Raw genomic sequence first — 13080 nt, 5'->3', positions numbered from 1 at the left:
TCATGTACTCCCCCTCACAGCCTTCTCGCTTTCGGCGCAGGCGCTGGCAGCTGATCTCAGCGGCCACCGCGGCACCGCTGCTGGCGGCGGGTCTCGCCGTCCTGCAGGCGCCCGCGGTCGCCGCCCCGAGCAAACCCACCACACCCGCCAAGCCGTCGGCGACCCACAAGGTCACGCTGGTCACCGGCGACGTCGTCACGGTCACCACGATGGCCGACGGCAAGCAGATCGCCGATGTGGACCGGCCCGACCACGCGGTCGGCGGAGTGAAGTTGCAGCAGATCAAGGGTGACCTGTACGTCATCCCGGACGAGGCCGTGGCGCTGCTCGGCGCGAACAAGCTCGACCGGCGGCTGTTCAACGTCACCGACCTGATCGAGATGGGCTACGACGACGCGAAGTCGTCGGGCGTGCCGCTGATCGCCACCTACACCGCGGCGCAGTCCCGCGCGGTCACCGAGCCGAGGGCTCCCCGCGGCAGCAAGCTGACCCGCAAGCTCAAGGGCATCCGGGGCGCGGCGCTGACCGCCGACAAGAAGCAGGCCCGCACGTTCTGGAAGACCGTCGCGCCACAGGGCAGCACGACGGCCGGCAAGGGCAGCACCACGCTGGGCGAAGGCGTCGCCAAGCTGTGGCTCGACGGCCGCGTCGAGGTCAACCTGAAGGAGAGCGTGCCGCTGATCGGCGCGCCCGAGGCGTGGGCGGCCGGCTACACCGGCAAGGGCTCCAAGGTCGCCGTGCTCGACACGGGCGTCGACGTCACCCACCCCGACCTGGCCGGCGTCATCGACGGCACGGCCAGCTTCGTGCCGGGCGAGTCGGCGACCGACGACGTCAACGGGCACGGCACCCACGTCGTCTCGACGATCGTCGGCACCGGCGCCGCGTCCAGCGGTGACTACAAGGGCGTCGCCCCCGACGCCGACATGATCGTCGGCAAGGTGCTCGGCGGCACCGAGGGCTACGGCCAGGACTCGTGGATCATCGCGGGCATGGAGTGGGCCGTCCAGCAGGGCGCCGACGTCGTCAGCATGAGCCTCGGCGACACCTACCCGACCGACGGCAGCGACCCGATGTCGCAGGCCGTCGACGCGCTGTCCGCGCAGTACGGCGCCCTGTTCGTCATCGCCGCCGGCAACGCGGGCCCGGAGAGCATCTCCACCCCCGGCGCGGCCGCCTCGGCGCTGACCGTGGCCGCGACCGACAAGCAGGACAACCTCGCGTACTTCTCCAGCACCGGCCCGCTGGCGTACTCCGGCGGCATGAAGCCGGACATCGCGGCGCCCGGTGTGGACATCACCGCGGCCCGCTCGCAGCAGATGACCGACGGCGGCGAAGGCCTCTACCGCACCATCAGCGGCACCTCGATGGCCACCCCGCACGTCGCGGGTGCGGCGGCGATCCTGGCCCAGCAGCACCCCGACTGGACCGGCGCGATGCTCAAGGAACACCTGATGAGCAGCGCGAAGGGCCTGGCCGACAACTACTCGCCGTACGAGGTCGGCACCGGCCGCCTCGACGTGGCCACCGCTGTGAAGACCTCGGTCCGCGGCACCGGCTCGCTGTTCTTCGGCAACTACACCTGGCCGCACGACGCCAGTGATGTCGCGGTCACCAAGGACCTGGTCATCACCAACACCGGCGCCACGGACGTCACGCTGAACCTGGCGCTGACCAACGCGGGCGGCCCGTTCACCCTGGGCGCCACCTCGGTGACCGTCCCGGCGGGCGCGAAGGCGACCGTCCCGGTGACCGGTGACCCGCAGGCCGCGGCCGCGGGCCAGCGGCACGTGGGCTACGTGATCGGCACCGACGCGGCCACCGGCCAGCCGGTGACCCGCACCTCGGTCGCCCTGCTCAAGGAGGACGAGCGCTACGACCTCAACATCAAGCTGATCGGCCGTGACGGCAAGCCGGCCGCCGGCTACGTCGGCATCAACATGGCCGGCGACCAGTGGCCGTGGACGGTGTGGGTCGAGGGCTCGACCACCATGCGCATGCCGAAGGGCATCTACACCGTCACGGCGTACCTGGACGTCGCCGGCGAGAAGCCGGACCGCAACGGCCTGGCCACGCTGGTCGACCCGGAGACGGTGCTCGGCGACGGCCCCGCCGACGTCGTGCTGGACGCGAGCAAGGCGCGCCTGCTGCAGACCGAGGCCCCGCAGCGCACCGAGGACCGCCAGCGCAAGGTGGACTTCAACGTCCACTTCGCGGGCATGGACTCCTGGTACGACGTGCGCAGCGCATTCCAGATCCCGCCGATGTACGACGACCTCTACGTCTCGCCGACCGAGCCGATGACCAAGGGCGAGTTCATCCTGACCACCCGCTGGCGCAAGGGCGAGCCGACGTTCAGCCTGAGCGCTTTCGGCGGTCTGATCGACCTGCCCGCCGTCACGCAGGCGGGCTCGGTGCTCGACAGCGGCATCGACCGGCTGAAGGCCGTCTACGCCGGCAAGGGCTCCGCGGCCGACTTCAAGAAGGTCAACGCCAAGGGCAAGATCGCCGTGGTGCAGCGCAGCGACGAGGTCACCGCGGACGAGCGCGTCGCCAACGCGATCGCGGACGGCGCCAAGGCGGTGATCGTGGTCAACGACCGCCCCGGCACCCTGCTGGAGTACGTCGGCGAGGCCACGGTTCCGGTCGCCTCCGTGCACCGGGACATGGGCAAGTTGCTGGTCAGCATGGCGAAGCTGGGCTGGATCACCTTCACCGCCAAGCGGGTGGAGTTCACCCCGTTCGTCTACGACCTGACCCGCGACTACCCCGGCCAGGTGCCGAACAAGCCGCTGGTCTACAAGCCCGGTAAGGCCGACCTGGCGCGGATCGACGCCCGCTGGTACAACTCGGGCGAGCCGTCGCTGGGCTCCGGCTACCGGGGCGACCTGACCCTCAGCCCGACCCTCGGTTACCACGAGCGCGAGTGGCACCCGGGCACCCGGGTCGAGTGGGTCACGCCTGGCCAGGTCTGGGTCGAGTCGCACGCGCAGCACCGCGAGAGCGCCTACCCGTGGGAGCTGGTCTCCGGCGTCAACACCTACGCCAAGGGCACCACGACCCGCCTGGACTGGTTCGCCCCGGCGGTCCGTCCCGGCATGAGCGACTCCTTCGGCGTGCAGAACTCCCGCGCGCAGAACTACATGACCTGGAACGTGCAGGCATGGGCCTCGGCCAGCGACGTCCTGCGGCTGGGCGGCTACGTCGGGCAGTGGGGCGAGTTGCCGATGCACCTGCAGGTGTTCCAGGGCGACACGCTGATCCACGACAACCCGTACAGCGGGGACATGCAGTGGAAGGAGGTGCCGGCCGGCAACCTGCCGTACCGCGCCGTCCTCGACGCGGAGCGGCCGGGCGACCTGTTCCGGCTGTCGACCCGCACCCACAGCGAGTGGACGTTCATGTCGGACTACGTCGACTCGGACTACTTCGAGCCGTTCTCCGTGCTGAACCTGGACTACAAGCTGGAGACCGACCTGCACGGCGACGTGAAGGCCGGCGCCGTCCAGCAGATCGCGCTGTCGCCGGAGTCGATGGACCTCGGCACCGTGCCCGGCAAGGTCGTCAAGGCGACGCTCGACGTCTCCTACGACGACGGCAAGACCTGGCACAAGGTGTCCCTGAGCAAGGGTTCCGACGGCCTCTGGAAGGGCTCGTTCAAGGCCGCGAGCAAGGCCGGCGGGTTCATCTCGCTGCGGGCCAGCGCCGAGACCGACAGCGGTTTCAGCGTGAAGCACGAGATCATCCGGGCTTACGGCCTGCGATGAGCCACAGTGTCGGGCCCCGGGGAGGCTACTCCCCGGGGCCCTTCCCGTCACCGGGCCCGCCAACAGGGGCTATTCAAGATCTGCCGGTATGGCGCATACTCTCCCCGCCGCTGCTGATGGAGAGGGGCAGGTCGCCGATGCTGGGTGCGCTGGGACTCGAACCCGACGAGGAGTTCGTCTACCGCGCGCTGCTCGGCCGGCCCAGTGCCACCGCCATGCTGCTGGCCGACCTGCTGGACCGCCCCGAGCCCGAGGTGGACAAGATCCTTTCGCGCCTGGTGGAGTGCGGCCTGGCGATCCGCTTCGGCGGCGAGGCGTTCGCGGCAGCCCCGCCGGCGATGGCGCTGGGCGCGCTGATCACCGAGCGCCGCGACGGGCTGCGCATCGCCGAGCAGGCGCTGGTCAGCCTGGCCGAGGAGCACCGCGCGGCGGTCGCCGGGCGCAGCATCAGCGAGCTGATCGAGGTGGTCTCCGGCGTCGACGCGATCCGGCACCGGTTCCAGCAGGTGCAGCAGGCGGCCCGGCACGAGATCCGCAACTTCGTGACCTCGCCCTACATCGCCGTACCGCCGGGTTCGAACGCGCAGGAGGACGCCGCGTCGGCTCGCGGCGTGCGGTTCCGAGTGGTGCTGGAGCGGTCGGTGCTGACCGAGCCAGGCATCGTCGACGAGGTCGTCGACTCGCTGCAGCGCGGTGTGGAACTGCGGGTCGCCGACCGGCTCCCGATGAAGCTGATCCTCGCCGACGCCGACCTCGGGCTGGTGCCGGTCACCGCCCCGCTGTCGAGCCCGCCCGGCGGTGAACCGGGGGCGGTGCTGCTGCACCGCAGTGGTCTGCTGGCCGCGCTGGAGGCACTGTTCGAGACGGTGTGGCAGCGCGCCTACCCGCTGGAACTGTCCGGTTTCGGATCGGGGGGACTGCCGTATGTCGAGCTGGACACCGACGGGCCCACCGACCTCGACCGCCGTATCCTGTCGCTGCTGCTGTCCGGCCTCACCGACCAGGCGGTCGCGACGCAGCTCGACCTGTCCCTGCGTACGCTGCAGCGCCGGTTGCGCCACCTGATGGACCTGGCCGGCGTGGAGACCCGCATGCAACTGGGTTGGCACGCGGCCCGACATGAATGGGCCTGACATGAAGCGACCATTCCTGCCGCTGCTCGCCGTGGCGCTGCTGCTGACCTCGGCGGCCGGGTGCGGCGATGACGACGAGGCGATGCGGCTGCCGCCGGGCGGCGCGCTGACGGCCGACGCGGACCGGCTGGTCCGGCAGCTGATGGAGATCGACTTCAAGGACCGCACGACGACGGAACCGGTGACCGTGACGTGCAGCGTGCGCTCGTTCGGCGCGGCGCCCGAAGGTGCGAGCGATGTCGGGCAGCTCACCACGATCTGGGCGAAGACCGTCTGCGGCGCGCCCGGGCCGGACGGTCTGCTGAGCCTGTCCATGGTCCCGGTGAAGATCACGCTGGGCGCGCAGCCGGCCGTGTTCATCCCGCAGGACGGCGCGACAAACGCCGATGACCTGGAGAAACTCTTCCCTGACCTGGGAGTCGACGTGGCCGGGGAGTGGCCGGAGTTCCCGGAGATGCGGGCTGAGGCCGAGGCGCGCGCGAGCGGGCGCTGAACCCGGCGCACCCCGGTGAGACGGTTGCCACCCGGGAATCCCCCTTGTCCGTATTGTGGCGGGGAGTATGGTGTCTGCGGTCACAGGAATGTGCCCGTACGTCGATGGGGTGCGCAACCCCTGGCGCACACTGAGCGTTACCTTGGACATCCGCGGACCGTGTCGCTCCTGCGACGCACGCCGTGCACCGTCCGTGCGTAACCTCAGACCGAGCCACCTCAGACCGGCCGCCACCACTTGTGACGGCGCCAGCCACCCGGACCACTGCGGAGAAGAAACGTGCCGACAGCTTCCAGGAACCGTCTCGTCATCGTCGAGTCTCCGGCGAAGGCGAAGACGATCTCGGGGTACCTCGGCCCGGGTTACGTCGTCGAGGCGAGCCTCGGGCACATCCGCGACCTGCCAGCCGGCGCGAAGCAGATGCCGGACAAGTACAAGAAGGAACCGTGGGCCTACCTCGGCGTCGACGTCGACAACGGCTTCGCCCCGGTATATATCGTCAACCCGGACCGCGCGAAGCACGTCACCCGCCTCAAGGCCCTGATGAAGGATGCCGACGAGGTCTTCCTCGCCACAGATGAGGACCGCGAGGGCGAGGCCATCGCCTGGCACCTGGTCGAGACGCTGAAGCCCAAGGTGCCGGTCAAGCGGATGGTCTTCCACGAGATCACCAAGCCGGCCATCCAGGCCGCCGTCGCCAACCCGCGCGAGATCGACCGCGATCTCGTCGATGCGCAGGAGACCCGGCGCATCCTGGACCGGCTCTACGGCTACGACGTGTCCGCGGTGCTGTGGAAGAAGGTCCAGCGCGGCCTGTCCGCGGGCCGGGTGCAGTCGGTCGCCACCCGCATCGTGGTCGAGCGGGAGAAGCAGCGGATGGCGTTCCGCGCCGCCGACTACTGGGACATCACCGCCACCCTCGCCGTCGAGAAGGCGAGCGAGACCGGCCCGCGCACGTTCACCGCGACGCTGATCGCGCTGGACGGCGACCGCATCGCCACCGGCAAGGACTTCGAGCCGACCACCGGGCAGCTGCGTCCCGGCTCGGGCGTGGTGCAGCTCGACGGCGACGGCGCGCGCGGCCTGGCCGCCCGGCTCGACGACCGGCCGTTCACGGTCACCAAGGTCGAGGAGAAGCCGTACCGGCGCAAGCCGTACGCGCCGTTCATCACCTCGACCCTGCAGCAGGAGGCGGCCCGCAAGCTGCGCTTCTCCTCGGCGGCCACGATGCGCACCGCCCAGCGGCTGTACGAGAACGGCTACATCACCTATATGCGTACCGACTCGGTGAACCTCTCCGAGTCCGCGATCGCCGCCGCCCGCACCCAGATCGCCGAGCTGTACGGCTCCGGGGCTGTGCCGCCGCAGCCCCGCCGCTACACCGGCAAGGTGAAGAACGCGCAGGAGGCGCACGAGGCGATCCGCCCCGCGGGCGACACCTTCCGCACGCCCGGTTCGGTGCGCAGCGAGCTGTCCACCGAGGAGTACCGGCTCTACGAGCTGATCTGGCAGCGCACCATCGCCTCGCAGATGTCCGACGCGGTCGGCATGACGGTCAGCGTGCGCATCCGCGCCACCACGGCGCAGAACGAGGACGCAGACTTCGCGGCCAGCGGCCGGACCATCACCGACCCCGGCTTCCTGCGGGCGTACGTGGAGTCCTCCGACGACGAGTCCGCCGAGGCCGACGACGCCGAGCGCAAGCTGCCGGTGCTGGTCAAGGACCAGAAGCTGACCGAGGAGGGCCTGGAGGCGGTGGGTCACACCACCCAGCCGCCGTCCCGCTACACCGAGGCCTCGCTGGTCAAGGCGCTCGAAGAGCTCGGCATCGGCCGCCCGTCGACGTACTCGTCGATCATGCAGACGATCCAGGACCGCGGCTACGTCACCAAACGCGGCCAGGCGCTGATCCCGACCTTCGTCGCGTTCGCGGTGATCGGGCTGCTGGAGCAGCACTACCCGCGGCTGGTCGACTACGGCTTCACGGCCGCGATGGAGGACCAGCTCGACCAGATCGCGGGCGGCGACGCCACCGCGCTGGAGTTCCTGACCTCCTTCTACTTCGGCTCGCCGACCGCCGCCGAGGGCAGCGTGGCGCAGGCCGGCGGCCTGAAGAAGCTGGTCACCGAGCACCTCGGCGAGATCGACGCGCGCAGCATCAACTCGATCAAGCTGTTCACCGACGAGCAGGGCCGCGACGTCGTGGTCCGGGTCGGCAAGTTCGGCCCGTACCTGCAGCGCGGCCCGCTGGGTGGCGGCGCCGCCAAGCCGGTCACGCCCGCGGCCGAGGACGCCGAGCCGGACGCGGAGACCCCGTCCGACGGCGACCGGGCCTCGATCCCGGAGGGCCTGGCCCCCGACGAGCTGACCCCGGAGAAGGTCGACGAGCTGTTCCTGGGCGGCGGCGGCGAGCGCAAGCTCGGCGAGCACCCGGAGACCGGCGAGCCGGTGGTGCTCAAGTCCGGCCGGTACGGCCCGTACGTGTCCAGCGGCGAGACGAACTCGTCCCTGCTGAAGACGCACGTGCCCGACCAGCTCACGCTGGCCGACGCGCTGCGGCTGCTGTCGCTGCCGCGGCTGGTCGGCAAGGACGCCGAGGGCCAGGAGATCTTCGCCAAGAACGGGCGGTACGGTCCGTACATCGAGCGCGAGGGCGACTCCCGGTCGCTGGAGAACGAGGAGCAGCTCTTCACGGTCACCCTGGAGCAGGCGCTGACCCTGCTGGCCGCCCCCAAGCAGCGGGGCCGCCGGGCGGCGCAGCCCCCGCTGCGGGAGATGGGCGTCGACCCGCTCACCGACAAGCAGCTGGTCATCAAGGACGGCCGGTTCGGCCCGTACGTCACCGACGGCGAGTCCAACGCGTCGCTGCGGCGCGGGCAGACCCCGGAGAGCCTGACCATCGAGCAGGCCAGCGAGATGCTGTCGGAGAAGCGGGCCAAGGGTCCGGCTCCGAAGAAAACTCCGGCGAAGAAGGCGCCCGCGAAGAAGGCCACGGCGGCCAAGGCGACGAAGGCCACAAAGGCTGGAGCTGCGAAGAAGGCCACCACGGCCAAGGCCGCGACCGCCAAGAAGGCCGCCACGGGCGCTGCCAAGAGCGTGCCAAAGAAGGCTGCCGCGAAGAAGACAGCAAGCTGACCGCTTACCGACCCTGCCCAGGGTCGTTGACCCTGGGTAGGGTGTCGATGCGAGCGTGGCGACCGGTTCGGTTCCCGGAACGCGCGCCGCGGTGAGGAGCGGATCAGTGTCCACACCAGCTGTCAGTGCCGGGCCGTTGCGCCGGGTGCCGGTACAGGGGCGCAGTGTCGCGCGGGTGCAGCGCATGCTCGACGCGTGCGCTGAGTTGATCGACGAAGTCGGGTACGACGGGCTCAGCACGACGCTGCTCGCCGAGCGGGCCGGCGTCGCGATCGGGTCGGTCTACCAGTTCTTCCCGGACAAGCGGGCCATCGTGCAGGCGCTGACCCTGCGCAACGTCGAGGCGTACCTGGAGCGGCTGGCCGAGCGGATCCCCGCCGGCGAGCTCGCGCACTGGTGGGACGGCGTCGACGGGGCCATCGAGGAGTACATCGAGCTGCACCGCAGCGTGCCCGGCTTCCGTACGCTGCACTTCGGCGACGTGGTGGACGTGCACCTGATCGACCCGGAGCGCGACAACAACGCGGTCATCGCCGATCACCTCGCGGACCTGCTCATCCGCTTCCACAACGCGCCGGACGGGCGGGAGCTGCGCTTCGCGCTGACCGTCTCGGTCGAGGCCGCCGACGCGCTGATCAAGCTCGCGTTCCGCCGTCACCCGGACGGCGACGCCGCCGTGCTGGCAGAATCGAAGCGGCTGGTGCGCGGCTACCTGCAGACCTTCGCTCTTACCTAGGGCCTCGGCTCTGCGGCCTTGATCGGCGTCGTCCTACGCCTTCGCTCCGGACGACGCCGAGCGGCCGGCAACCGCCGATGCCGCGTACCACTCCCTCGTTTTTGTGGCAAGTCTTCAGGGTCGAACCAGGGTCGGCCCTCGCCGGGGCAGGACTAGAGTGAAGCCGCAGGACGCCCGGGCGCTATTGCCATGGCCGCACCCCGGCGAGCACGCTGGGGCCAGGACGGGCAGTGACGCGGGGAGGGTACGGCCATCAGCACGCCATCGCAGGGAGCGGACGCCGCGCCGTTCCTGGCCGCCCAGGCGGATCTGAGCGGCGGCGCCGAGCTGCGCGCGATCCTGCGCATCCGGCCGTTCCGCCGCCTGTGGCTGGTGCTCAGCGTGGCCTCGCTCGGCGACTGGCTGGGCCTGCTGGCCACGGCGACGTTCGCCTCGGCGCAGGTGTCCGGCAACGCCGCGAAGGGCCTGGCCTTCGGCTCGGTCATCGCGGTGCGCCTGCTGCCCGCGCTGGTGCTCGGTCCGCTGGCCGGCGTCATGGCCGACCGGTGGGACCGGCGCTACACGATGGTCATCTGTGACCTGCTGCGCTTCGTGTTGTTCGCCACGATCCCGACCGTCGCGCTGTACTCCTCCGACGCCAAGATCACCGTCGGCTGGGCGGCCGCCGCGACGTTCCTCATCGAGGCGATCACGCTGATCTGGATCCCGGCCAAGGACGCCGCGGTCCCGAACCTGATCCCGCGCGCCCGGCTGGAGGCCGCGAACCAGCTCACGCTGATCACGACGTACGGCATCACCCCGGTGCTCGCCGCCGCGGTGCTGGCCGGGCTGAACCAGCTCTACCAGTGGCTGGAGCGCTCCGGCGTCACCGTCGCGGCCTGGGCGGCCCCGTCGAGCCTCGCCCTGTACTTCCTCGCCTTCTCCCGCCTGGCCAGCGCCCTGGTCGTCTTCTACGGCATCCGCGAGATCTCCGGCCACAACGGCGGCGGCAAGCAGGAGACCAGCATGCTGCGCCAGTTCACCGACGGGTGGCGCTTCATCGGCAAGACGCCTATGGTGCGCGGCCTGGTGCTGGGCATTCTGGGAGCGTTCGCGGCCGGCGGCGTGGTCATCGGCACCGGCCAGTTCTTCGCCCTCTCGCTGGGCGGCGGCGACGCCACCTTCGCGATCCTGTTCGCAGCGATCTTCATCGGGCTGGGGCTGGGCATCGCCCTGGGTCCGCGCCTGATCGGCGGGCTGTCGCGGCGGCGCTGGTTCTGCCTGAGCATCATGCTGGCCGGCGTGTCCGTCGGGCTGCTGTCGCTGGCGCCGCACCTATCACTGGCCGTCGTCGGCGCGCTGCTGGTCGGCTCCGGCGCGGGCATGGCCTTCCTGTCCGGCACGACGCTGCTCGGCGGTGAGGTGGACGACGAGGTGCGCGGCCGGGTCTTCGCCGTGGTGCAGACCGGAACCCGGGTGGTGCTGATGCTGGCCATCGCGCTGTCCAGCGTGCTGGCCGGTGGCGGTGGCTCGCACGACGTGGGCAGCACCGGCGTGCCGATCTCCTCGACCCGGGTGCTGCTGGCGATCGCCGGGGTGCTGGGTGTCCTGGCCGGGTTCTGGGCCCTGCGCCAGATGGACGACAAGCCCGGGGTGCCGCTGCTGGCCGACCTGTTCAGCTCGATGCGCGGCCGCCCGCTCGGCATCGCCGAGTCGTCGGCGAAGACCGGTGTGTTCATCGTCTTCGAGGGTGGCGAGGGCGCGGGCAAGTCGACCCAGATCGCCCTGCTGGCACAGCACCTGCTGGCCGACGGCCGCTCCGTCGTGGTGACCCGTGAGCCCGGCGCGACCGAGATCGGCGCGCGTATCCGCAAGATGGTGCTGGACACCCAGACCAGCGCGTCCGGGCCGGTCGCCGCGAGCGCGCTGGCCCCGCGGGCCGAGGCGCTGCTCTACGCCGCCGACCGGGCCCATCACGTGTCGACCGTGGTGCGCCCAGCCCTGCGCAGCGGCGAGATCGTCATCTCCGACCGGTATGTGGACAGCTCCCTGGCCTACCAGGGGGCCGGCCGCACCCTGCCGGTCGACGAGATCTCCTGGTTGTCCGCGTGGGCCACCGGCGGTCTCAAGCCCGACCTCGTGGTGCTGCTCGACATCGACCCGCAGATCGGGCTGGCCCGGGTGGGCCGGCGCGGCGAGGCCGACCGGCTGGAGCAGGAGTCGATCGATTTCCACGAGCGGGTCCGGCACGGATACCTCGACCTGGCCGCCGCCGAACCGGCCCGCTACCTGGTGCTCGACGGCACCCGGGACGAGCCGGAGCTGGCCGCGGCGATCGCGCAGCGGGTCGCGAAGCTGCTGCCGCCACCGCCGGCCACCGCCGACGGGGCCGGCGGCGGCACCGTCGCCCGGGTGCCCGCGCCGGGTGAGCCGCACGCCGCCGACGGCACGCCCGCCGAGTTACGGGCCACCCGGGCGTGAGCCCGGGGCAGCGCGTGGACCGTGTCGGCGGGTCCCCGTACTGTCGGTGAGTGGGAACAGGCATGAGCGAGCGGGCGGGTGGCACAGCGTGACGGATGTCTTCGACCAGCTCGTCGGCCAGCCCGACGCTGCCGCGACGCTGCGGGCCGCCGCCTCGGCGGGTGGAGCCGTGCTGCGCGGCGAGGCCGTCGGGGCGGGCGCGATGACCCACGCCTGGCTGTTCACCGGCCCGCCCGGTTCCGGGCGTTCGGTCGCCGCCCGCGCGTTCGCCGCCGCGCTGCAGTGCACGGACCGGGCCGCGGGGCCCGGCTGCGGCCACTGCGCGGGATGCCACACGACGCTGAGCGGCACCCACCCCGACGTGCGGTTCGTGGTGCCCGACGGGCTGAGCATCCCGGTGGCGCTGATGCGCGAGCTGGTGCTGCGCTCGGCCACCACCCCCGCCAACGGCCGCTGGCAGGTGCTGCTCATCGAGGACGCCGACCGGCTCACCGAGGCCGCCGGAAACGCATTGCTCAAAGCGATCGAGGAGCCGCCGGAGCGGACGATCTTCCTGCTCTGCGCGCCCTCGGACCACCCCGACGACGTCTCCGTCACCATCCGGTCGCGCTGCCGGATCGTGCCGCTGCGCCAGCCGGCCGCGGACGCGGTCAGCGCGCTGCTGGTCGAGCGCGACGGCGTCGACCCGCGCACCGCGGCCTGGGTCGCCGCGGCAGCCCAGGGCCACGTCGGGCGCGCCCGGCGGCTCGCCGGGGACGCCCAGGCGCGCGACCGCCGGGCCGCGGTGCTGGCCGTGCCGCGCCAGCTGACCGGGGTCGGCGCCTGTTTCGACGCCGCGAGCGCGCTGATCGAGGCCGCCGAGGCCGAGGCTGCCGCTGCGGTCGCCGAGACCGACGCCACCGAGCGCGCGGCGCTGGAGATGGCACTGGGCGCGGGCGGCACCGGCAAGGGGGCCGCGGGCGCGGCCCGGGGCATCGCCGGGCAGCTGAAGGACCTGGAGAAGCGGCAGAAGTCGCGGGCGACCCGGGCCCAGCGCGACGCCCTCGACCGCGCCCTGCTGGACCTGGCCGGTTTCTACCGCGACGTGCTCAACGCCCGCTGGGGCGGCCCGGTGCCGCCTGTGCACGCCGACACCGCCGCGCTCGCCGAGGCCGCCGCCCAGCGCTGGACCGCCGAGAGCACCCTGCGCCGCCTCGAATCGATCCTCGCCTGCCGCGCCGCGATCGACGCCAACGTCAAACCCCGCATCGCCGTCGAAGCCATGATGCTCGAACTCTGGCGCGGCTGACCTTCTCTATTTCCGCGACTCTTGAAGAGTCGCGCCTTCAGGCGGTCCTGGTGAGGCCGACTCTTCAA

Annotated in this window: 7 protein-coding genes; all 7 read left to right on the top strand. The window is 71.5% G+C overall.

Features of this window, described 5'->3' with window-relative positions; all coding sequences use genetic code 11:
* Positions 1-2 precede the first annotated feature (2 nt).
* The 7 genes from F6W97_RS05075 (at position 3) to F6W97_RS05045 (ending at position 13012) form a co-directional block, all read left to right on the top strand.
* The gene (locus F6W97_RS05075; RefSeq protein ID WP_155368969.1) at positions 3-3767 is read left to right on the top strand and encodes a S8 family serine peptidase; all 3765 of its coding nucleotides are present in this window, start codon (positions 3-5) and stop codon (positions 3765-3767) included.
* 116 nt (positions 3768-3883) lie between these two features.
* Complete coding sequence (locus F6W97_RS05070) at positions 3884-4900, top strand: helix-turn-helix domain-containing protein (RefSeq protein ID WP_230686429.1); 1017 nt, start codon at positions 3884-3886, stop codon at positions 4898-4900.
* Between the two features lies 1 nt (position 4901).
* Positions 4902-5393, top strand: coding sequence for a hypothetical protein (locus F6W97_RS05065; RefSeq protein WP_155368968.1), 492 nt, complete (start codon positions 4902-4904; stop codon positions 5391-5393).
* 279 nt (positions 5394-5672) lie between these two features.
* A complete protein-coding gene (gene topA, locus F6W97_RS05060) occupies positions 5673-8528 on the top strand; it encodes a type I DNA topoisomerase (RefSeq protein ID WP_155368967.1) in 2856 nt (951 codons plus the stop codon).
* A 106-nt stretch (positions 8529-8634) separates the two neighbouring features.
* Positions 8635-9264 (top strand): TetR/AcrR family transcriptional regulator, encoded by a 630-nt coding sequence (locus tag F6W97_RS05055; RefSeq protein WP_196278984.1) that lies wholly within the window; start codon positions 8635-8637, stop codon positions 9262-9264.
* 372 nt (positions 9265-9636) lie between these two features.
* Positions 9637-11724, top strand: a complete 2088-nt coding sequence (gene tmk, locus F6W97_RS05050) for a dTMP kinase (RefSeq protein ID WP_230686428.1) — start codon at positions 9637-9639, stop codon at positions 11722-11724.
* An 88-nt stretch (positions 11725-11812) separates the two neighbouring features.
* Positions 11813-13012 (top strand): DNA polymerase III subunit delta', encoded by a 1200-nt coding sequence (locus F6W97_RS05045; RefSeq protein ID WP_155368965.1) that lies wholly within the window; start codon positions 11813-11815, stop codon positions 13010-13012.
* The last annotated feature ends 68 nt before the right edge of the window (positions 13013-13080 follow it).

Source organism: Catellatospora vulcania (genome assembly GCF_009720385.1).
GTDB classification, from domain to species: domain Bacteria; phylum Actinomycetota; class Actinomycetes; order Mycobacteriales; family Micromonosporaceae; genus Catellatospora; species Catellatospora vulcania.
Note: the sequence above shows the minus strand (reverse complement) of the source record. Positions and strands in the feature narration are given on the sequence as shown.